This window comes from Dysgonomonadaceae bacterium zrk40 (assembly GCA_016916535.1).
Lineage (GTDB): Bacteria > Bacteroidota > Bacteroidia > Bacteroidales > Dysgonomonadaceae > Proteiniphilum.
In genome coordinates, this window is the sequence record CP070276.1 from 485,643 (window position 1) to 506,741 (window position 21,099).

Consider the following 21,099-nt stretch of genomic DNA (forward strand, 5'->3'; position numbering starts at 1 on the left):
ACTGTGAACTTTGAACTATGAACCTTGAACCAAATATTCCTTTATCCAGCTCCCTACCTCGCTGGTGCTGTATGCCTTGCCGCCGTCGGCAATATCCTCCGTGACGATGCCCGCTTCCATGCTGGCGTTTACAGCCTCGCGGATCATCGCACCTTCCTCCATCAGGGCGAAGCCATATTCGAACATCAGGGCGACCGAGAGGATCATCGCCAGGGGGTTGGCAATGTTCTTACCTGCAGCCTGCGGATAGGAGCCGTGTATCGGTTCGAAGAGCGAAGTGTGGATCCCCATTGAGGCGGAGGGGAGCAATCCCAGCGACCCGGTGATCACCGAGGCCTCGTCGGTGAGGATGTCGCCAAACAGGTTCTCGGTCACCAGCACGTCGAAGCTCTTCGGCCACTGGATGATGCGCATGGCGGCATTGTCCACGAAGAGGAAGTCGGTTTCGATGTCGGGGTACTGAGGAGCGATCTCCTGGGCAATCTGGCGCCAGAGACGGGAGGTGGCAATCACGTTGGCCTTGTCCACCACCGTCAGCTTCTTGCGTCGTTGTCCGGCGAACTTGTAGGCCAGGTGGAGGATTCGTTCCACCTCCTCGCGGGTGTAGATGCAGGTGTCGTAGGCGGTGTTGCCATCCTCACTGCGTCCCTGCGGCTGTCCGAAGTACATGCCGCCGGTCAGCTCACGAATGCAGACGAAATCGGCACCCTCCACCAGGTCCGCCCGCAGGGGTGACTTGTGGATCAGCGAGGGAAAGGTCATCACGGGACGGATGTTGCCATAGAGGCCCAGCTGCTTGCGCATGCGGAGCAATCCCTGCTCGGGACGTACTTTCGCGTTGGGGTTGTTGTCATACTTCGGATCACCGATGGCGCCAAAGAGCACGGCATCGCTCTCCATGCAGAGGTTGTGAGTAGCCTCCGGGTAGGGATCACCTGTGGCATCGATGGCGAAGGCGCCCACGATTCCTTCCTTCAGTGAGAGTGTGTGTCCCTTCCTTGCACATACGGCTTTGGTCACCTCCAGTGCTTGCTCCATGATTTCCGGGCCTATTCCGTCGCCCGCCAGTACTGCTATCTTTAACTCCATATTGTTTGTTCTATTCTCTATAATTGTTCACAAAAATAATCTATTCTCCTGCACCTGCCAGTTTTTCTCTTCCAAAACCGACAACTGATCACGGCAACTGCAAATAATTCATGTTGGGTATGTTCCCGTTCTCGATCATGTTCAGCATCTTCAATGTCGCCTTGATGGCCGCCACCGTCTGGTCGATATCGAGGGCACGGGTCTTGAATACCTTGCCGTCGAACTTCCATGTGATGATTGTCTGCACGTAAGCGTTGGTCTGGCCTCCGGGTGGGATTACCACTTCGTAGTCGATCAGCTCCGGTGTCTCCTTGTTCAGTTTGCGGTAGATCTTGTACATCGCCTTTGAGAATGCGTGGTACTGGCCATCACCGGCAGCCGTCTCCTGGTAGATCTCACCTTTGATGCTGAGCTTCACCGTGGCGGTGGGTCGCAACCCGTCGGTCAGCGTGAGCGAGTAGTTCAGCATCTGGATATCCTTGTTTTCGAGACCGTTCTTGAGCACATCGGAGACGATGTAGGGCAGCTCGTCCAGGTTCACGATCTCTTTCTTGTCGCCCAGTTCGATGATGCGGGCTGTCACCTTGCGGGTGGACTCGTCGTCCAGTTCGATGCCCAGGGTCTCGAGGTTCTTGATGATGTTCGACTTGCCGGCGTTCTTGCCCAGGGCATACTCGCGGAATCGGCCGAAGCGCTCCGGCATCAGGTCGTTGTAGTATAGGTTTTTCTTCTTGTCGCCATCAGCATGGACACCAGCCACCTGCGTGAAGACATTGTCGCCGATGATGGGACGGTTTTTGGGTATTCGCACGCCCGAGTAGGTCTCCACCACCTTGCTTACGTTGTAGAGGTGCGACTCATCGATGCCGGTCTCCAGTTCCAGGTGGTCATGGATCAGCGCCACCACGCTGGTGAGCGGTGCGTTACCTGCACGTTCACCCAGACCGTTCACCGTGACATGTACCCCTTTCACACCCGCCTTGAGAGCATTGTATACGTTGGCTACCGCCAGGTCGTAGTCGTTGTGTGCATGAAAGTCGAAATGTAGCGACGGGTAGCGGGCAATCATCTCGCTGCAGAACTGGTATGCCTCATCGGGGTTGAGCACCCCCAGCGTGTCGGGTAGCATGAAGCGGGTCACCGGCTCATCCTTGAGCCCGTCCATCATCTGGAAGACATACTCCTTCGAGTCGCGCATTCCGTTGGACCAGTCCTCCAGGTAGAGATTCACCGTCATCCCTTTCTCTTTCGCCATGGCGATTGTCTTCTTCACATCGGCCAGGTGTTCCTCCACCGTTTTGCGCAACTGCCAGGTGCAGTGCTTGAGCGACCCTTTGCAGAGCAGGTTCACCACACGACAGCCAGCATTGGAGATCCACTCGAGCGAAGTACCTCCATCTACGAAGCCGAGCACCTCCAGCCTGTCCAGGTAGCCGTGGGCGGCAGCCCACTTCGCCATCTTCTGTACCGAGCGGAACTCACCTTCCGAGACACGGGCTGAGGCGATCTCCACGCGGTCTACCTTCAGCTCTTCCAGCAGAAGGCTCACAACGCTCACCTTCTCCTGAGTTGCAAAGGATACACCGGAGGTCTGCTCCCCATCGCGAAGCGTGGTATCTATGATCTCTATTCTTCTCTTCTCAGCTACCGCTTTCATCTCATTTGGGATTAGTAAGCATATGGGCGTTGCTGTTCATACGCCTCTATCTTGTCTTTGTTGGATAGGAGGAAGTCGATATCGTCGAGCCCCTTGAGCAGGCATTCCTTCTTGTAGGTGTTGATCTCGAACTGCTCGCGCTCACCCGTGGCGTTGTTGGTGATGGTCTGTTCTTCCAGGTTGACTGTGACGCTGCTTTTGGGATCGGCTTTCGAGGCATTGAAAAGACCACGCAGAAATGATTCGCTCACCACTACCGGCAGGATACCGTTGTTAAGGGCGTTGTTGCGGAAGATGTCGGCGAAGAAGCTCGATACCACCACCCTGAAGCCGTAGCCTCCAATGGCCCAGGCGGCATGCTCGCGGCTGCTGCCGCTACCGAAGTTCTTACCTGCCACCAGCACCTCACCGCTGTAGGTGGGGTCGTTCAGCACGAAGTCTGCCTTGGGGTTGCCCTCCTTGTCGTAGCGCCAGTCGGCGAAGAGGTTGTCGCCGAAGCCGTCGCGTGTGGTGGCCTTCAGGAAGCGGGCCGGGATGATCTGGTCGGTGTCCACGTTCTCAATTGGAAGTGGCACATATGTAGATGTGATTGTCTGAAACTTTTCCATTTTCTTTCTTGTTACTAATATCTTTTTGCTGATAACTGATCACTGACCGCTTTCTTAAGGCTGTGTGATTTTGCCATTTACCGCCGCTGCGGCCGCCACCAGCGGTCCTGCCAGGATGGTGCGTGCACCGGGACCCTGTCGTCCTTCGAAGTTGCGGTTGGAGGTGGAGACGGCGTACTTGCCGGCGGGCACCTTGTCATCGTTCATGGCCAGACAGGCGGAGCAGCCCGGTTGGCGAAGTGCGAAGCCGGCCTCTTCCAGTATCTTGTCGAGACCCTCGGCCTCGATCTGCTTGCGCACCTGCCAACTTCCCGGTACCAGCCAGGCAGTCACGTTGTCCGCCTTTTTTCTGCCCTTCACGTAGTCGGCGAAGACGCGGAAGTCCTCAATGCGGCCGTTGGTGCAGCTGCCCAGGAAGACATAATCGATCTGCTTCCCTTCCAGCTTCTCTCCCGGCTCGAAGCCCATGTAGCGGAGCGACTTCTCGAAGGAGATCTGTCCCGCCTCATCTATCTCGTCGAGTGTAGGTATGGTGCCGTCGATCGGCATCCCCATACCGGGGTTGGTGCCATAGGTGATCATCGGCTTGATTTGTGATACGTCGAAGGTCACCTCCTTGTCGAATTGTGCTCCCTCATCGGTATGCAGCGTCTGCCAGTAGGCCATGGCCTCCTCCCAGCGCTCACCCTTGGGTGCAAACTCACGACCGCGGATGTAGTTGAAGGTGGTCTCATCGGGTGCCACCAGTCCCCCGCGGGCACCCATCTCGATGCTCAAGTTACAGAGTGTCATCCTTTCCTCCATGGTGAGGTTGCGCACTGCCTCACCTGCATACTCCACGAAGTACCCGGTGGCACCGCCGGTGGTGAGCTGTGAGATCATGTAGAGCGCCATATCCTTGGCACTGACATGCTCGTTCAGTTTCCCCTCGAAATTGATCCGCATGGTTTTCGGTCTGGTTTGCAGGATACACTGTGATGCCAGCACCATCTCCACCTCGCTGGTGCCGATACCGAAGGCGATGGCCCCGAAGGCACCGTGCGTGGAGGTGTGGCTGTCGCCGCAGACGATGGTCATCCCCGGCTGGGTGTAACCGTTCTCGGGACCGATTACATGGACGATGCCGTTCTTCGGGTTGTTGAGGCCATAGTAGGTGAGCTTGTAGTCACGGGCGTTCTTCGCCAGCGTGTCTACCTGAAAGCGCGAGATCTGGTCGCGGATGGGCTGATCCTGTCCCATGGTGGGGATGTTGTGGTCCGCCGTGAGCGTGGTCTGCTCCGGGCGGTAGACGCTCAATCCCCGGTTGCGGAGACCGGCGAATGCCTGTGGACTGGTAACTTCGTGACAGAGATGTCTATCAATGTATAATTGCGTGGGACCATCCTGCACGGTGGTCACCACGTGCGCATCCCAGATTTTGTCGAAAAGAGTCTTCATTTATGTTGATTTGTTGATTTGTTGATATCTGACTATTGATAACTTACTCCTATTTACCCAAACTTATTTACTGCATCGATGAATGCCTCCACCGAGGCAGCCACGATATCAGTGTTGGCGGCGAAACCGTAGTATAGGTTGCCATTGTGTTCCACCTGCATGTGCACCTTACCGATGTCATCACTGCCGTGGTCGATGGCCTGGATCAGAAACTCCTGGATCTTTATTTTTCTTTTGATGATGTTCTTCACCGCACGGATGGCCGCATCCACGGGACCATTGCCACTGGCAGTGGCTTCGAATCGCTCACCGGAGATGTTGAGGCAGAGGCTCGCCACATCGCGTACGCCGATGCCACAGATCACCTGCAGGTACTCCACCTTGATGCGGTGAAGGCGTGACTCCCTGCCTACCAGCATCAGGACATCGTCGTCGTTCACGTTCTTCTTCTTGTCCGCCAGCTCGAGGAACTGCTGGTACACCTTGTCCAGCTCCTCCGATTCCAGCTTCACACCCAGCAGGTTGAGGCGGTTCTTCAGGGCAGCGCGGCCGCTGCGGGCGGTCAGCACAATGGCGTTGTCGTCGATGCCCACATCCTTGGGGTTGATGATCTCATAGGTCTCCACGTTCTTCAGTACCCCGTCCTGGTGGATACCGGAGGAGTGTGCGAAGGCGTTGCGTCCTACGATCGCCTTGTTGGGCTGTACCGGCATGTTCATCAGGCTGGATACCATGCGGCTCGTGGAGTAGATGTGCTGCGTGTTGATGTTGGTATCGAAACCGCGGTCCTTGTGACTCTTGAGCGCCATCACCACCTCTTCGAGCGAAGTGTTACCGGCCCGTTCGCCAATGCCGTTGATGGTCACCTCCACCTGACGGGCCCCGTTGATCACACCCGAAAGGGTGTTGGCGGTGGCCATGCCCAGGTCCTGGTGGCAGTGGGTGGAGAGGATCGCATTCTTCATGTCGACGTTGTTGACAAGGTAGCTGATCTTGGCTCCATACTCATCCGGGAAGCAGTAGCCGGTGGTGTCGGGGATGTTCACCACGGTAGCACCGGCGTTCACAACCTCCTGCACCACGCGGGCCAGGTACTCATTGTCAGTGCGTCCCGCATCCTCCGCATAGAACTCTACATCATCCACGAAACGGCGGGCATACTTCACAGCCTTCACCGCCCGCTCGATGATCTCCTCGCGGTTGGAGTTGAACTTATACTTGATATGGCTGTCGGAGGTGCCGATGCCTGTGTGGATTCTTTTCCGCTTGGCATACTTGAGCGACTCGGCAGCCACCTCGATATCCTTCTCCACGGCGCGGGTCAGCGCGCAGATGGTGGGCCAGGTCACTGCCTTGGAGATCTCCACCACCGAGTTGAAATCACCCGGGCTCGATACCGGGAAGCCGGCTTCTATCACATCCACCCCCAGCAGCTCCAGCGCCTGTGCGATCTGGATCTTCTCAATGGTGTTCAGCTGACAGCCGGGAACCTGTTCCCCGTCTCTTAAAGTGGTGTCAAAAATAAAAATGCGTTCCATTATTATTATTCTATTGATTGGTCATAACCTAAAAAAAAACCTTTCTCACCGGGTGAGAAAGGTCATCTTATTTTTTATCTGCGTCAGTATACGATATGATATGCCAGTCTCACCCTCTGAAGTCTTCCAGAAGTAGAATAGAAATGACTAGAATATCAATATTGCGGATCATACGACAGTTTCAATTTTTCTTGTTTGATGGTTGCAAAGTAAAGCCAAATAAATGAACCGGCAAAATATTTCGTAATATTTTTTGCTTTTTTGTTTACACTTCGACAACCTTAGCCCTCTTTTTCTTTTCATTTAACACAATTAACAGCTATAACACTACACAAAATCAATCCATTAAACTTCCTCACAACATTTTAGGCAACAAAGAGGACAAAGGCGGGGAATTTCCTCAAAAATGGTTTATTTTTGCACCATGTTCTACAAGAGGGATGTGATCAGGCAAAAAATGAACGAAGCAGGGCGGGCAGGAAGTCCTTTTCTCTTCGGTGTGACGTTCGAGGGAGAGGAGGGATTCTTTCTCCCCCATCCACTGTCGCAGCAGGAGGTGCTGTTCGATATCGACGGGCAGGGCAACGCTCCCACCTTCCCGGATCGTATGCCCTCATTTCGCTTTGAGGCGGAGCCGGAACCGTTTACAACCTACCAAAAACGGTTTGAGACGGTGATGCATGGTCTGCGCCGCGGCGACAGCTATCTCACCAACCTCACCATCAGCACACCACTGCGAACGTCACTCACCCTTGAGGAAGTCTTCCTCCACAGCAAGGCCCGCTACCGCCTACTGATTCCCGGCAGCTTTGTTTGCTTTTCTCCCGAGTGCTTCGTCACCCTGAAGGAGGGACGCATCGCCACCTTCCCGATGAAGGGCACCATCGATGCCTCGCGGCCCGGTGCAGGGGAGATCATCCTGAGCGACCCCAAGGAGAGAGCGGAGCATAATACCACCGTCGACCTGCTGCGCAACGACCTGAGTTGTGTGGCCACCGAAGTCAACGTGAAACGCTTCCGCTACCTGGATAGGGTGCAAACAAGCAAGGGTGAGATCCTACAGGTGAGCTCCGAGATTGAAGGCACCCTCCCGGATCGTTATCGGGAACAACTGGGCAGCCTCCTCTTCAAGCTGCTACCGGCCGGCTCCGTGTCGGGGGCACCCAAGGAGGCGACCCTACGACTGATTGGTGCGGCTGAAGGGGAGCCCCGCGGCTATTACTGCGGCGTGGCGGGCTACTACGACGGCGAATCACTCAACACCTTTGTGATGATACGCTTTATCGAAGAACGGGGAGTGCAACATTTCTTCCGCAGTGGCGGGGGCATCACCGCCCAAAGCGACAGCCGGAGTGAATATGACGAAGCGATACAGAAAGTTTATTTACCCTTTCAATCCTCCTGACACTATGTTCCTCGAATCGATCTGTATCAACGACGGCCAGCCCGAGAATCTGGAGGCACACATCGAACGGATGCGCCTCACCGCCCTGCACCACGGCTTCAGATTACCGGAGCTGCCCGGCATCTCATCAATACTGCCAAGCCACCTCACCCACGGCAAAGTGAAATGGCGCATCCTTTACCGGGAGGAGATCGAGACCATGGAGTTTCTGCCCTACCAACCCAAAAAGGTGCAATCGCTCCGCCTGGTGGAGGGAGATCCAGATTATGCATTCAAGTATGCCGACCGGTCAGCTTTAGAGGAAATGTTGAAACAGAAAGGAGATTGTGATGATATCTTGATCGTCCGCGACGGGCTGATCACCGACACATCTTACAGCAATGTGGTGTTGCAGCAGGGAGAGCATTTTTACACGCCCAATAGTTATCTGCTCAACGGCACCCGCCGGCAGCAACTGCTTCGGAGCGGGAGAATCAAAGAAAGAGAGATTCGGGCAACCGATCTGCAGCGATACGACCGCCTCCTGCAGATCAACGCCCTGCTTGAGATTGGTGAGACACCCTCAATCGCCATCCATCACATTCACTGGTAATGAAAAAACGGTACCCCCTTTCGGGAGCACCGTTTCTTTCTATATATTCACAGCCTTACTGCTGCACTTTTCAAACTTCCATTTCTAAAAACTGATCAATGACTACTGATCACTTTCATTATCCGAAATCATCGAACATGATCATCTCAGGCGGCACGCCCAGATCGTCCAGCATACGCTGTACGGCGGCAGCCATCGGGCCGGGACCGCACATGTAGTACTCGATATCTTCTGGTGCGTCGTGATCCTTCAGGTAGGTATCGTGAATCACCTGGTGCACGAAGCCCGGGGTGTACTTCACACCGGCGGCATCGGCTGCCGGGTCGGGACGGTCTAGTGCCAGGTGGAACGAGAAGTTGGGGAACTCGCGTTCCAGTTCGTAGAAATCTTCAAGGTAGAAGGCTTCCACCAGTGCACGGGCACCGTAGAAGTAGGACATCTTCCGGTCTGTAATTTTGAGCGTCTTGGTCAGGTGCATGATCTGTGCACGGAGCGGCGCCATACCGGCACCACCACCCACCCAGAGCATCTCTCTCTTGCTGTCGAGGATGGGGTGAAATTCACCATAGGGACCCGATATCATCACCTTGTCGCCCGGCTTCAGGCTGAAGATGTAGGAGGATACGATCCCCGGGTTCACATTCATCCAGCTGCCCTTGGCACGGTCGAATGGTGGAGTGGCCACACGCACGTTAAGCATGATGACGTTCCCCTCGGCGGGATAATTGGCCATGGAGTAGGCACGTACCGTGTCTTCCTCGTTCTTCGCCGTCAGATCCCACATCTTGAACTTATCCCAGTCGCCCTTGTACTCTTCATCGATATCGAAATCGGAATATCTGATCTGGTCATATTTGGGTACCCTGATCTGGCTGTAGGAGCCGGGCTTGAAATTGAGCTTCTCTCCTTCGGGCAGCTTCACCACAAACTCTTTGATGAACGAGGCCACGTTCTTGTTGGAGATCACCTCACACTCCCACTCCTTAATGCCGAAGACCTCTTCAGGGATAACGATGGACAGATCTTCCTTCACCTTCACCTGACAGCTCAGGCGCCAGTTGTTCAGCTGCTCCTTGCGACTGAAATGTCCCTTCTCGGTAGGAAGGATCTCACCACCACCTTCTATTATGCGACAGCGGCACTCGCCACAGGTGCCACCACCACCGCAGGCAGAAGAGAGATAGATGTCCTGCGACTGCAGGGTGTTGAGCAGTGTGCTGCCCATCGGCACCTCCAACTCTTTATCTTCATTCACGGTGATCTTGACATTGCCCGAGGGCATCAGCTTAGCCTTTGCTACCAGGATGATCACTACCAGGACCAGAATGACCAGCAGGAATACGATGACACTCGCCCATATGGTCAGTCCGCCCGCACTCAATAATACATTCATACTTATGTATTTTATTTTATTTCTTTACTTTGTTACTGTCTGTTGTTGTTTAAATATTGATCCCGGAGAAGCTCATGAAGCCGATGGCCATCAGCGCCGTCACAATAAAGGTGATACCCAACCCCTTGAGCGGTTTGGGCACGTGCGAGTATTCCAGCTTCTCGCGGATGGCAGCCAGACCCACGATAGCGAGCAGCCAGCCGATACCGGAGCCGAAGCCGTAGGCGGTTGCCATGCCGATGTTGGCAAACTCACGTTGCTGCATGAAGAGCGATCCCCCCAGGATGGCGCAGTTCACGGCGATCAGCGGCAGGAAGATGCCGAGGGAGGCGTAGAGCGCGGGGCTGAATTTCTCGATGATCATCTCCACCAGCTGTACGATAGAGGCGATGACAGCGATGAAGATAAGCAGACTGAAGACACTCAGGTCCACAGTGGCGTACTCCTCACCCAGCCATGAAAGGGCACCGGCCTTGAGCACATGGTTTTCCAGCAGGAAGTTGACAGGCACCGTGATCACCAGTACGAAGGTGACGGCGATACCGAGTCCCAGGGCTGTCTTCACGTTCTTCGATACCGCCAGGAAGGAGCACATCCCCAGGAAGTATGCGAATACCATGTTGTCGACGAACATCGACCGGACAATCAAACTAATTGCATCCATATATATAGTTTTTTTTGTTGTTCAGTTAATTGGTTTCTTCCTGCAAGTCCCTGTTGCGGGCCCGGTGTACCCAGATAATCACCGCCACCAGCATCAGCGCCATCGGTGCCAGCACCATCAGACCGTTGTTCTCGTAACCTGCGTCATACATGAGCTGGGGGATCACCTTGTATCCCAGCAGCTCACCCGAGCCGAGCAGCTCGCGGAAGAAGCCTACGGCCACCAGGATCCAGCCATAGCCGAGCCCGTTGCCGATGCCATCGAGGAAAGAGGGCCAGGGGCCGTTGCCAAGAGCAAACGCCTCGAGACGTCCCATCAGGATACAGTTGGTCACGATCAGTCCCACGAACACCGAGAGCTGCTTGTTCACATCGTAGGCGTAGGCTTTGAGCACCTCACTCACGATGGTCACCAATGAGGCAATCACCACCAGCTGCACGATGATACGGATACGGTTGGGAATGGTCTTGCGCAGTAGGGAGATGATCACATTGGCCAGTGCCATCACGATGGTCACCGCCACCGCCATCACCAGCGAGGGCTCCAGCTTGGAGGTGACCGCTAGCGCGGAACAGATACCGAGCACCTGCACGATCACAGGGTTATTCTTATTCAAGGGACCCAGCAGGGCCGCTTTGGTTTTATTTGATAATGCCATAATCTTACTCTTTTATGTCGACTGACCTCATTGGGCAGTGTTCAGATTCATCAAAAAGTTACTATATTGTCCCACGCTGTTGAGCAGCATCGCATCCACGCCCTTGCTGGTGATGGTCCCACCGGAGATGCCGTCCACGTAGTCACGGCCGGCAGCCGTCTGGCCCGGCTTGACCACTGCCACGGAGCGGAACTGCCCATCCTTGACCAGCTCCTTGCCGGCGAACTGCTGCCGGAAGGAGGGTGTCACAATCTCGGCACCCAGTCCCGGGGTCTCGCCCTGGTGGCCGAACTCGGCACCGTAGATGGTACTGCCGTCAGCTTCCACGGCCAGATATCCCCAGATGGGGCCCCACAATCCCGCACCATCCATCGGGATGATGTACTTCACCGAACCATCCACCTCAGCCTCATAGACCGGCAGACCAGCAGCGCTTTTGTCGCCCAGCTCAGTGGAAAAGGCGGGGTCATCGGGGGTGGTACCCTCACTGCCCTCCACCTTCATCCCGTCGGGGGTGATCAGGTAGGCGTTTTGTACCAGCTCATCATACTTCTGCTGTGCTTCGGCGGCAGAGGCATCAATGTTGAGCGAGCGCAGGATCTGCTGCATCTTGTCGATGTTCACGTTGGCAGTCTGCCGGTCACTCAGGGCCTGATGTGTGAAAGCCAGCCCCAGTGCAACGATGATCACCATCACAGCTGCGTATATTATCGTGTATCCACTGTTTTCTCTGTTCATATCGTTTGATTTATACAATCGTGATGCTTATTCTGTTTCAGTCATTAACCTTTCAATGATGCTGTTGCACGCTTCACACGCCATTTGATGTTGGCATCGATCACGTAGAAGTCGATGAGCGGTGCAAAGGCGTTGATCAGCAGGATCGCCAGCATCATCCCCTCCGGGTAGCCGGGGTTGAAGACACGGATGGCAACCGCTACCATCCCAATCAGGAATCCGTAGATCCACTTCCCTTTCTCAGTGCGGGCCGATGTCACCGGGTCGGTGGCCATGAAGACGGCACCAAAGGCGAAGCCGCCCAGCAGGAAGTGATAGTAGAAGGGCATCTCCATCATGGCATTCTGTGCAAAAGCATTTACCAGCAGGACACTCACTGCACCGCCCACGAAGACGGAGAGCATGGTTTTCCAGCTGCCCACGCCGGTGGCGATCAGGATTAGCGCACCCAGGAGGATGGCGAAGGTGGATACCTCACCCACCGATCCGGGGATGAATCCGAAGAACATGTCACTGATGGAAAGTGGATTGCCGGTGATACCCTGGAAGGTGAACTCACCAAAGCTGCCCGCATCGGTGGTGGCAATCTGTCCCAGCGGTGTAGCACCGGAGTATCCGTCGATCACCGTACCCTTACCCATACCGAAGGTGTCTGCAGTGCGCACCCATACCTGGTCGCCCGACATCTTGGAGGGATAGGAGAAGAAGAGGAAGGCACGCGCGATGAGTGCCACGTTGAAGATGTTGTATCCGGTACCGCCGAACACCTCCTTGGCGAAGATCACCGAGAAGGCAGTGGCCACGGCCACCATCCAGAGGGGTGTGTCGATGGGTACAATCATCGGGATCAGCATCCCGGAGACCAGGAACCCTTCGGCAACCTCTTCCTTTTTCACCTGAGCCATGGCAAACTCGATGCCGAGGCCAACCACGTAGGAGACCACGATCAGCGGCAACATGGCGATCAGCCCGTAGAGGAAGCTGTTGAGCAGCGACATCTCCTGGCCAATGGCCATGTAGTGTTGCAGCCCCACGTTATACATGCCCACCAGCAGTGCCGGCACCAGGGCAAGGATCACGATAATCATGGTGCGCTTGGAGTCGCGTGCATCATGGATATGCACACCCGTCCTTGAAGTGGTGTTGGGTACAAACAGAAACGTCTCAAACGCATCGTAAGTGGAATAGAGCCAATGCAGCTTCCCCCCCTCTTCGAAATTGGGTTTTATCTTGTCAAGATAGTTTTTTAACGCTTTCAAAGTTCTATGTTTTAGTAGTTATTATTCTTTGTTTCCCTCCCGTTACTCCATCTCCTTGCGAAGCATGTCGAGCCCGGTGCGGACAATGTACTGCAGCTCCAGCTTGGAGGTATCGACAAATTCGCAGAGGGCAAAATCCTCGGGAGCCACCTCATAGATGCCAAGTGCCTCCATCTTGTCGATGTTGAAAGCGATGATCGCCTTGATCAACTGCTCGGGATAGATATCCATGGGGAACACCTTATCATACTCGTTGGAGACGATGATGGCGCGGGGACCGCCCAACACACGGGCATCCATCCGGTAGGCTTTCTTCAGCGTGGGATAGGTGCACCCGGCACTGTAACGCTTGGGTGAAAGTGATGCCCAGCCAAACGCCTCATGCACGTCGTCACCCTCAGGGATGACCGTAACCTGCGAGTGGCCTGCACGCAGCACACCCTCGGCGTCGATCTTCTGACCGGTGAGCGGGTTGCCGCTGATATAGCGAAGTGAGATTCCTTCGGTCACGTTGTTTTGAAAGAGCTGCTTCAGTTGTGTCCCAATCACCATCTTCCAGTAACCTGTCTGCTTCACCTCTGAGCCGGTAAGGGCCACGATGCGTGTAAGGTCTACAATACCCTTGTTGAAGAAATGACCGATGATGGCTACATCGAGGGCAGTGAGTGTCCATACGGTCTCACCGCGGTTCACCGGTTTAAGGCGGTTGATCTGCACACCCACGTTGCCAGCCGGATGAGGGCCGTCAAACTCATTGATCACAACGTTCTTCGCCTCACACAGTCCCTTGTTGCTGCTCTTTGGGCTGATGGAAAGAAATACCTTTCCGGCAGTAAGCTTTGCCAGTGCATCAAATCCGGCCTGCAGATCAGCCTCACGGCCCTGCAGCAGGAAATCGTAGCTGGGTGCAAGCGGAGCGCTGTCGAAGCCGGTGACAAAGATATCGCGCGGAGCCTTGTCGGGAGCAGCCACCACATCATAAGGGCGTTGCCTGATGAGGAACCAGATGCCGGCATCGAGGATCGCCTGCTTCACCTCCGCACCCGAGAGGGTGGCCGGTTTCTTGCTGCCGAAATCAACATATTCGGTGGTTTCATCAGCCTTCACCTCGATGTAGAGGATACGGCGTTTCTCACCCCGTTCTATGTTGGTTACCACACCACTTACCGGTGAGGCAAAAAGCATTTCCGGATGGTTCTTATCGTAGAAGAGCGGCGCACCGGCTTTCACGCTTTCCCCCGCCTTGACGGATAACTTGGGAGTGATGCCTTGAAAATCTTCAGGGCAGATCCGCACCACCTCGCTTTTCACGGTGCCGCGCAGTGTCTCCTCACACTCACCCAACAAAGGGATCCGTAAGCCTTTCTTAATTTTAATTCGATTAGCCATATAGTTGTGTAATAAGTTACCTTGTAGTGATCTTTTTGAGTAACCAATTGTCTATCAAAAGGTTTTTAGTTAGCTGTGTATAAACCAGGGAACAGTGCCCCTTAATGAGCGCAAAGATACATCTTTTGTCACAAAACAACGAAGATTAACGCTACAAATAGGGAAAAAAATCCATAATAAATTCGCTCTCCCGATCCATACCCGTGGTTGCTTACTTCTCCGAAACACCTGCCATTTCAGGATCAATCATGATGCGGCCGCAGTATTCACATACAATGATCTTCTTGCCCAGTTTGATGTCCATCTGCTTCTGTGGTGGGATCTTGTTGAAACAACCGCCGCAGGCTCCACGTTGAATGGGCACGATGCCCAGTCCGTTGCGGGCATTCTTGCGGATACGCTTGAACGCAGCCAACAGTCGCGGCTCAATGGTGGTCTCCGTTTTCTTTACCTTCTCGCGGATCTTCTCCTCCTGCGCCTTTGTCTCTGAGACGATGTCGTCGAGCTCTTTCTTCTTATGTTCCAGATCGCTCGACTTATCCTTAAGCAGTTCGTTGGCTGTGGCAATCTGCTCACCGATGGAGGTCGTCAGCTGGCCATGCTCACGGATGTGCTTCTCGGAGAGTTCGATCTCCAGTGTTTCGAACTCTATCTCCTTCGAGAGGTGGTCATACTCCTTGCTGTTGCGCACGTTGTCAAGTTGCTTGGTGTACTTTTCGATCTTCGCCTTGCTGGTCTCGATCTTACCCTTTTGCAACTTGATGTTCTCATCCAGTTGTTTGAGCTCCAGCTCGAAGTTGTTGATGCGGGTACCCAGCCCGGCAATCTCGTCGTCCAGGTCGGCTACCTCCAGGGGCAGTTCTCCACGCAGTGTCTTGATGCGGTCAATCTCGGAATAGTAGGACTGCAGCTTGTGTAGCGACTTCAGCTTATCCTCCACTGAAACTTCCTGTTCCGTAGCTTTCTTTTTTGTTGCCATAAGAATTCTTTTTTATGATATTTTTAGTTGATGTTCACATTGCAGGCTTGTGCTTTGTGAGATGCCCGTTGAAGCGCTTCTAACGAAAAAATGCAGTAGCCAAACGTTGTAATAAACGTTTCGCTACCACATTCACTGTAACTGCGGGAACAAGTCGGACCGCTTTCTTTTACAGGTACTTCACCGGATTCACATCGAATGCCGATTTATGTATTGCAAAGGTAGGGAATTTTTTTGAAAGCAGATAAAAAAAGATATCTTTTGTGCAGATTTCTGACTCATAATGACCCACAACCGCTAGCAGCAGGCGATCCTCGGCGTCATAGTAGTCGTTGTACTTCGCCTCTCCTGTCACGAATGCATCGGCTCCGTAAGAGGCCGCCCGCGGGATCAGAAATGCACCTGCCCCGCCGCAGATGGCTACGTCACGTATCTCCCGGCCCTGTAACTTGGTGTGACTGATGGTAGGCAGGTTGAAAATATCTTTCAGCAGGTATAGGAACTCCTGCTCAGGCATCGGCTCCGGCAGAACACCCACCACACCGCTCCCATGCTGTCCCCACTCGTTTGCAATGGGATAGAGGTCATAGACCGGTTCCTCATAAGGGTGCACCGCCAGCAGGGCACGCAACACCTCCTCTTTTCGCATCACCGGCAACACGGTTTCAATTCGAACTTCTTGCTCAAAGTGAAGCTTCTCCGCCTCCCCCACAAAGGGGTTTGACCCGGCACCCGGGCGAAAGGTACCTTCGCCGGTGAGGTTGTAGCTGCAGCTGTCGTAGTTGCCGATATGACCGGCACCGGCATTGAAGAGTGCATTGCGTACGCTCTCGGCATGCAGCAGCGGGACGAAGGTGACAAACTTGAGCAACGCATTGCTCTTGGGTAGAAGGATCTTCACGTTCTGTAACTCCATCATCTCCGCCAGCTTGTAATTCACCCCACCCTGCGCGTTGTCAAGGTTGGTGTGGGCAGCATAGAGTGCCACATCGTTGCGGATGGCCATGATCATGGAGCGCTCTACGTAGTTCCTGCCGGTGAGCGAACGAAATGGACGGAAGGCGATGGGGTGATGAGATATTATCAGGTTGCATCCCAGGGCGATGGCCTCCTCCACCACATCTTCTGTCACATCGATGGCCAGCAGTGCACCTGTGGCCTCCCTGTTGGGATCACCACACTGCAACCCGCTGTTGTCATACTCCTCCTGCAACGGCAGCGGTGCCAACTGCTCTATAGCCTGAATGATCTCCTTGATGCGCATAGCTCTTGCTGTTTAGTTGTTTCTGCAAATATAGTGGTTTTTTGTATCTTTGTCCCCATTGAACTCATTCATCTTATCCAACCAGATGCATCGTATGAAGAAGACTTTTTTCCTATTGATCACATCACTGCTTACAGCCGTGACGCTCACCGCACAGCGTACCCACTCTCCCCTGGTCGTGGATTTGTTCCGCGAGACCCCGGTTCTTTTTAACCCTGCCGACTATCCCGACGGGGTGGTAGAAAAGGAAGATATGCTCTACCTGGGCAACGGGCGTATCGTGCTGAAGAAAATAAAAGTGCCCGTTTTCGACAACTACACCGAGACAGAGATCAGACTCAACCTGGTCTCCAATGGCGACCCCTGGGACAAGTCGGGCTCTTGCTTCGTGATCCCCTCTGCTTCCGACATCACGATGATCGATGTGGTTGCAGGAAACGCCAGCTACCCACCGCACGATACCACCCTCTATGAACAATTGAATGGGATCACTGCCGGTGAGGGATACCTGCCCACGGTGGAACTGATGCGTTTCATGACACCGTTCGGCGTGGGTCACTTCAGCCGCAACGACGATTCGGTATCGATGCTGCGGCGTCCCATTTTTGTAGATGGCTGGGCACAAGAGGTGACCTGGAAACAGGACATCAGCGACCGGCTACCGCTGCTGGAGGGGGAAGTTTGGGTTGGCATCTTCATCGACACCTGGACGAAAGAGGGATACAAGGTGGACCTGCAACTCACCTTCAACGAGAGTGCCCTCCCCTGCGACCCCAAACCGGGGTTGCACGTGAAGCCACTCATCAACACGAACTACTACATCGGCCAGAAGCACCCCGACATCTTCTCGCGGCAGGATGTGATGATCCCTTTCACCCTGCCCCCCAATGCTAAAAATGTGCGCCTGAAATATATCGCAACGGGCCATGGGGGCCATAGCGGAGGTGATGAGTTCCGTCCACAGCAGCACATCCTCTCAATCGATGAAAATGAAATACTCAACTTCACCCCCTGGCGTACCGACTGTGCCGCCTTCCGCCGCTTCAACCCCACATCGGCGGTTTGGGTACGGAAACGCCCCCTGGCGCATATCAATCGGGAGGGCAAACGGGTGGTGCGTGAGAGCGAGGAGCCGCTGGCATCGTCCGACCTTTCGCGCAGCAACTGGTGTCCGGGCAGCGATGTGGTACCCGAGGAGATTAACCTGCCGGACATCACACCGGGCTATCACACCCTCACCATCAGCATTCCCGAATCGACACCCATCGATGAAAACAAGCTGAACCATTGGCTCGTATCTGCCTACCTGGTTTGGGAGGAGTAAGACTTCCTATTTAGAGTGTTCTGAAGGTGGAAGGGTTACTCAGTCGGTATCCTTCAGGATTAGTCGCAGAGAGTTGTTTCTGGTGAAGTAGTTCCAGGCCCAGTTGATAAAGATCACCAGCTTGTTGCGTACACTCAGGATCAGCATCAGGTGGAGGAACATCCAGACGAACCAGGCAAAGCGTCCCTTGAACTTCACGAAGGGGAGGTCCACCACCGCCTTGTTGCGACCGACAGTGGCCATGGTCCCCAGGTTTCGGTATTCGTAGGGCTTCAGATCATCAACACCGGCATCAATCTTCTGCAAGTTCTTTGCAAGGTTCTTCCCCTGCCCTATCGCCACGTTAGCCAGCTGTGGGTGACCCTTGAGATATTTCTCTGTTTCCATATAGGCCACGTCACCAATGGCAAAAACATTTTTTAATCCCTTTACCCGGTTGTAACGATCCACGCTGATCCGCCCCGAGCGCAGGATGCTCTCACCGGGCAACCCGCTTATGAGATTACCGATTACTCCGGCAGACCAGATCACGTTACGCGTAGGAATGGTTTCTCCCGTGTTGAGGGCTACCCGCTCACCGTCGTAATCCTGCACAAGTGTACCGGTCTTCACGTTCACACCCATGGAGCGAAGATAATTTTCAGAATATTTTTGTGCAAAGGGACTCATGGCCGCCAAGGTGTGGGGGCCTCCTTCCAGCAGATAGACATGTACCTTCCCTGCATCGATGTTAGGATAATCCTTCGGCAGTATCTCGCGGGTCATCTCGGCAAAGGCACCCGCCAGCTCCACACCGGTGGCACCGCCTCCCACAATCACGATGTTGTAGAGTCCCTCCTTGTTCTCCGCATAAAGCAGCTTCTCAAAGTTGTAAAGAATGTAATTGCGCACGTTGATGGCCTGATATGTGGACTTCAACTCCAATGCATGCTCCGCGGTGGAGTTGTTGCCGAAGAAATTGGTGCGGGTACCGGTGGCGATCACCAGATAGTCGAAAGCAAACAATCCGATGTTGGTCTCCACGACCTTGTTTACATCGTCTACCGCGAGCACTTGTGTCAGGCGGATGCGCACATCTCTTCTTTTCTGAAATATCTTGCGGATGGGAAATGAGATGGTGGCAGGCTCAATTTGTGATGCTGCCACCTGGTAAAAGAGGGGCGGAAACTGGTGATGGTTGATCTTATCGATCACCATGATGTCATAAACTCCTTTGGGCAAGTGATTCACGAACTGCAGTCCACCAAAGCCACAGCCAACCACTACAATCTTCTTCTTCATAACGCGACATCTGATTGGTGAGATGGTAAAACAAACAGAAAAGAAGAATTGTTGCAAAAAAAAAGCGCTACGAATCACTCGCGGCGCTTTCTTAATGTTTAACATTTTAAAAATCACAGCTTCACTGCAAATCAGATCATCGACAGAGGTTGCAGATCTCTGCCTGACTGACAACCATCCCTGCAGTGTTTCGATGGGGAGGGGTGAAAGGTTCATTTCACCCCCCTGGTTGAGGATTTTACTCCTCCCCTGTCTTTTCGGCGTCGGCCTGTGCTGCTTCAGGCTGCGGGAGTTCTTCTTCCTTTACAGTTTCCTGCTTGGGAGCCTCCTCCTTTTTCTTCGCCTCTTTTGCTTTGGGTGCTTCTGCTGCAGGAGCTGCAGCGGTAGCGCCGCCTTTTCTGCGTGAACGACGGGTCTTGGCCTTCTTGGCACCGCCATCACCGAGCATATTCTCGTTGAAGTCCACCAGTTCGATAAAACACATGGCAGCGTTGTCACCAAGGCGGAAACCGGTCTTGATGATCCGGGTGTAACCACCCGGACGATCGGCAACCTTCTGCGATACGGTCTGGAACAGCTCCGTAACGGCGGTCTTGCTCTGCAGCAGGCTGAATACCTCTCTCCGTGAGTGGGTGGTGTCCTCCTTGCTGCGGGTGATGATCGGTTCCACGAATTTCCTCAGTTCCTTGGCTTTGGGAACAGTGGTAAAGATGCGTTTATGCATGATGAGCGAGGTGGCCATATTGGACAACATAGCCCCACGATGTGCAGTCTTACGCCCTAAATGATTAAATTTCTTATTATGTCTCATTGCAGTTGTTAGTCTTTATCTAATTTGTATTTCGAGGTATCCATCCCGAAGGAGAGCTTCAATCCATCGAGCAACTCTTCCAGCTCGGTGAGCGACTTCTTGCCGAAGTTGCGGAACTTGAGAAGGTCGTTCTTGTTGTGCGAGACGAGCTGTCCCAATGTTTCCACGTCGGCGGCTTTCAGGCAGTTGAGTGCCCGCACCGAGAGGTTTAGGTCGGAGAGTTTGCGTTTCAGCATCTGGCGCATGTGCAATACCTCTTCGTCGAACTCCTCAATGCTCTCGGCATCGTTGGTCTCCAGCATGATCTTGTTGTCATCGGAGAAAAGAACGAAATGTTGAATCAGTATCTTGGCAGCTTCCTTCAACGCCTCCTTGGGTTGTATGGATCCATCGGTGGTAATCTCAATGATCAGCTTTTCGTAGTCGGTCTTCTGTTCAATACGGTAATCTTCAATCTCATACTTCACATTCCGAATCGGAGTGAAGATAGAGTCGACAGCCAGGGTTTGCACATCTTCCGATGCAAGCATCTCCCGGTTCTCGTCGGCCGGCACATAGCCCCTACCCTTGTGGATGGTCAATTCCATGCGCAGGTCAGCCTTCTTGTTCAGATGGCAGATCACTTGCTCGGGGTTGAGAACTTCAAAACCGGTCATCAGTTTACCTATATCTCCGGCTTTAAACACATCCGTTCCCGAAATAGCGATGCTCACCTTTTCTGATTCAAACTCCTCTACGATCCGTTTGAATCGTACCTTCTTGAGATTCAGAATAATACCTGTTACATCTTCTATCACACCCGGTATGGAAGCAAACTCGTGCTCCACGCCGTCTATCTTTACCGATGTAATCGCGAATCCCTCGAGCGAGGAGAGCAGGATGCGGCGCAGGGCGTTACCAATGGTAATGCCGTATCCGGGTTCCAGGGGACGGAACTCGAACTTGCCGGAGAATGCATCCTCCTGCAGCATGATTACTTTATCGGGTTTTTGGAATGCTAATATTGCCATGAA

The 21,099-nt window shown here is 53.8% G+C and carries 19 protein-coding genes; 3 read left to right on the plus strand and 16 right to left on the minus strand.

Translation table 11 applies throughout. The features are described from left to right. Nucleotides 1–15 precede the first annotated feature (15 nt). The 5 genes from leuB to JS578_02115 all read right to left on the minus strand — a co-directional run bounded on the left by leuB (nucleotide 16) and on the right by JS578_02115 (nucleotide 6,332). Nucleotides 16–1,089 (minus strand): 3-isopropylmalate dehydrogenase, encoded by a 1,074-nt coding sequence (gene leuB, locus JS578_02095; protein QRX64073.1) that lies wholly within the window; start codon nucleotides 1,087–1,089, stop codon nucleotides 16–18. An 88-nt stretch (nucleotides 1,090–1,177) separates the two neighbouring features. Then, on the minus strand, nucleotides 1,178–2,746 hold the full coding sequence (locus tag JS578_02100) for a 2-isopropylmalate synthase (GenBank protein QRX64074.1): 1,569 nt from the start codon (nucleotides 2,744–2,746) through the stop codon (nucleotides 1,178–1,180). 11 nt (nucleotides 2,747–2,757) lie between these two features. Next, nucleotides 2,758–3,354, minus strand: coding sequence for a 3-isopropylmalate dehydratase small subunit (leuD, locus tag JS578_02105; GenBank protein QRX64075.1), 597 nt, complete (start codon nucleotides 3,352–3,354; stop codon nucleotides 2,758–2,760). A 54-nt stretch (nucleotides 3,355–3,408) separates the two neighbouring features. Next, complete coding sequence (gene leuC, locus JS578_02110; GenBank protein ID QRX64076.1) at nucleotides 3,409–4,791, minus strand: 3-isopropylmalate dehydratase large subunit; 1,383 nt, start codon at nucleotides 4,789–4,791, stop codon at nucleotides 3,409–3,411. 53 nt (nucleotides 4,792–4,844) lie between these two features. After that, nucleotides 4,845–6,332: a 2-isopropylmalate synthase gene (locus JS578_02115; GenBank protein ID QRX64889.1), complete on the minus strand. Its 1,488-nt coding sequence runs from the start codon at nucleotides 6,330–6,332 to the stop codon at nucleotides 4,845–4,847. A gap of 421 nt (nucleotides 6,333–6,753) precedes the next feature. On the opposite strand from JS578_02115, the gene JS578_02120 reads away from it, so the two are divergent. Next, entirely contained in the window at nucleotides 6,754–7,734 is a 981-nt protein-coding gene (locus JS578_02120; GenBank protein ID QRX64077.1) for an aminodeoxychorismate synthase component I, read from the plus strand. A gap of 4 nt (nucleotides 7,735–7,738) precedes the next feature. Continuing rightward, the gene (locus tag JS578_02125) at nucleotides 7,739–8,326 is read left to right on the plus strand and encodes an aminotransferase class IV (protein ID QRX64078.1); all 588 of its coding nucleotides are present in this window, start codon (nucleotides 7,739–7,741) and stop codon (nucleotides 8,324–8,326) included. 118 nt (nucleotides 8,327–8,444) lie between these two features. Here JS578_02125 and JS578_02130 read toward each other — a convergent pair whose 3' ends face one another. From JS578_02130 to JS578_02165, 8 genes are all read right to left on the minus strand, one after another. Next, the gene (locus tag JS578_02130; protein QRX64079.1) at nucleotides 8,445–9,719 is read right to left on the minus strand and encodes an NADH:ubiquinone reductase (Na(+)-transporting) subunit F; all 1,275 of its coding nucleotides are present in this window, start codon (nucleotides 9,717–9,719) and stop codon (nucleotides 8,445–8,447) included. A 49-nt stretch (nucleotides 9,720–9,768) separates the two neighbouring features. Then, nucleotides 9,769–10,383 (minus strand): NADH:ubiquinone reductase (Na(+)-transporting) subunit E, encoded by a 615-nt coding sequence (nqrE, locus tag JS578_02135; protein QRX64080.1) that lies wholly within the window; start codon nucleotides 10,381–10,383, stop codon nucleotides 9,769–9,771. A gap of 25 nt (nucleotides 10,384–10,408) precedes the next feature. Next, nucleotides 10,409–11,041 (minus strand): NADH:ubiquinone reductase (Na(+)-transporting) subunit D, encoded by a 633-nt coding sequence (locus JS578_02140; protein ID QRX64081.1) that lies wholly within the window; start codon nucleotides 11,039–11,041, stop codon nucleotides 10,409–10,411. Between the two features lie 27 nt (nucleotides 11,042–11,068). Further along, on the minus strand, nucleotides 11,069–11,779 hold the full coding sequence (gene nqrC, locus JS578_02145) for an NADH:ubiquinone reductase (Na(+)-transporting) subunit C (protein ID QRX64082.1): 711 nt from the start codon (nucleotides 11,777–11,779) through the stop codon (nucleotides 11,069–11,071). A gap of 44 nt (nucleotides 11,780–11,823) precedes the next feature. Beyond that, a complete protein-coding gene (locus JS578_02150) occupies nucleotides 11,824–13,038 on the minus strand; it encodes an NADH:ubiquinone reductase (Na(+)-transporting) subunit B (protein ID QRX64083.1) in 1,215 nt (404 codons plus the stop codon). Between the two features lie 42 nt (nucleotides 13,039–13,080). Further along, nucleotides 13,081–14,427 (minus strand): Na(+)-translocating NADH-quinone reductase subunit A, encoded by a 1,347-nt coding sequence (locus JS578_02155; protein ID QRX64084.1) that lies wholly within the window; start codon nucleotides 14,425–14,427, stop codon nucleotides 13,081–13,083. Nucleotides 14,428–14,638: 211 nt separating this feature from the next. Continuing rightward, a complete protein-coding gene (locus JS578_02160) occupies nucleotides 14,639–15,406 on the minus strand; it encodes a hypothetical protein (GenBank protein ID QRX64085.1) in 768 nt (255 codons plus the stop codon). A gap of 169 nt (nucleotides 15,407–15,575) precedes the next feature. Next, nucleotides 15,576–16,670, minus strand: coding sequence for a Nif3-like dinuclear metal center hexameric protein (locus tag JS578_02165; protein QRX64086.1), 1,095 nt, complete (start codon nucleotides 16,668–16,670; stop codon nucleotides 15,576–15,578). A gap of 94 nt (nucleotides 16,671–16,764) precedes the next feature. Between JS578_02165 and JS578_02170 the strand changes: the two genes are divergently transcribed. Then, nucleotides 16,765–17,994 (plus strand): N-glycanase, encoded by a 1,230-nt coding sequence (locus JS578_02170; protein QRX64087.1) that lies wholly within the window; start codon nucleotides 16,765–16,767, stop codon nucleotides 17,992–17,994. Nucleotides 17,995–18,033: 39 nt separating this feature from the next. On the opposite strand, the gene JS578_02175 is transcribed toward JS578_02170, so the two are convergent. The 3 genes from JS578_02175 to JS578_02185 form a co-directional block, all read right to left on the minus strand. Continuing rightward, complete coding sequence (locus tag JS578_02175) at nucleotides 18,034–19,275, minus strand: NAD(P)/FAD-dependent oxidoreductase (GenBank protein ID QRX64088.1); 1,242 nt, start codon at nucleotides 19,273–19,275, stop codon at nucleotides 18,034–18,036. Nucleotides 19,276–19,513: 238 nt separating this feature from the next. Beyond that, nucleotides 19,514–20,086 carry a 50S ribosomal protein L17 gene (rplQ, locus tag JS578_02180; protein QRX64089.1) on the minus strand — a complete coding sequence of 191 codons (573 nt, stop codon included), beginning with the start codon at nucleotides 20,084–20,086 and terminating at the stop codon, nucleotides 19,514–19,516. 8 nt (nucleotides 20,087–20,094) lie between these two features. Continuing rightward, nucleotides 20,095–21,096: a DNA-directed RNA polymerase subunit alpha gene (locus JS578_02185; protein ID QRX64090.1), complete on the minus strand. Its 1,002-nt coding sequence runs from the start codon at nucleotides 21,094–21,096 to the stop codon at nucleotides 20,095–20,097. Nucleotides 21,097–21,099: the final 3 nt, after the last annotated feature.

Bases quoted from the DNA above. Each gene is read 5' to 3' on its own strand.
- leuD (QRX64075.1), bottom strand. From the start codon at position 3,354: ATGGAAAAGTTTCAGACAATCACATCTACATATGTGCCACTTCCAATT.
- JS578_02155 (QRX64084.1), bottom strand. From the start codon at position 14,427: ATGGCTAATCGAATTAAAATTAAGAAAGGCTTACGGATCCCTTTGTTG.
- JS578_02170 (QRX64087.1), top strand. From the start codon at position 16,765: ATGAAGAAGACTTTTTTCCTATTGATCACATCACTGCTTACAGCCGTG.
- JS578_02160 (QRX64085.1), bottom strand. From the start codon at position 15,406: ATGGCAACAAAAAAGAAAGCTACGGAACAGGAAGTTTCAGTGGAGGAT.
- JS578_02130 (QRX64079.1), bottom strand. From the start codon at position 9,719: ATGAATGTATTATTGAGTGCGGGCGGACTGACCATATGGGCGAGTGTC.
- JS578_02120 (QRX64077.1), top strand. From the start codon at position 6,754: ATGTTCTACAAGAGGGATGTGATCAGGCAAAAAATGAACGAAGCAGGG.
- nqrC (QRX64082.1), bottom strand. From the start codon at position 11,779: ATGAACAGAGAAAACAGTGGATACACGATAATATACGCAGCTGTGATG.
- rplQ (QRX64089.1), bottom strand. From the start codon at position 20,086: ATGAGACATAATAAGAAATTTAATCATTTAGGGCGTAAGACTGCACAT.
- JS578_02140 (QRX64081.1), bottom strand. From the start codon at position 11,041: ATGGCATTATCAAATAAAACCAAAGCGGCCCTGCTGGGTCCCTTGAAT.
- leuC (QRX64076.1), bottom strand. From the start codon at position 4,791: ATGAAGACTCTTTTCGACAAAATCTGGGATGCGCACGTGGTGACCACC.
- JS578_02175 (QRX64088.1), bottom strand. From the start codon at position 19,275: ATGAAGAAGAAGATTGTAGTGGTTGGCTGTGGCTTTGGTGGACTGCAG.
- nqrE (QRX64080.1), bottom strand. From the start codon at position 10,383: ATGGATGCAATTAGTTTGATTGTCCGGTCGATGTTCGTCGACAACATG.
- JS578_02125 (QRX64078.1), top strand. From the start codon at position 7,739: ATGTTCCTCGAATCGATCTGTATCAACGACGGCCAGCCCGAGAATCTG.
- JS578_02100 (QRX64074.1), bottom strand. From the start codon at position 2,746: ATGAAAGCGGTAGCTGAGAAGAGAAGAATAGAGATCATAGATACCACG.
- leuB (QRX64073.1), bottom strand. From the start codon at position 1,089: ATGGAGTTAAAGATAGCAGTACTGGCGGGCGACGGAATAGGCCCGGAA.
- JS578_02185 (QRX64090.1), bottom strand. From the start codon at position 21,096: ATGGCAATATTAGCATTCCAAAAACCCGATAAAGTAATCATGCTGCAG.
- JS578_02165 (QRX64086.1), bottom strand. From the start codon at position 16,670: ATGCGCATCAAGGAGATCATTCAGGCTATAGAGCAGTTGGCACCGCTG.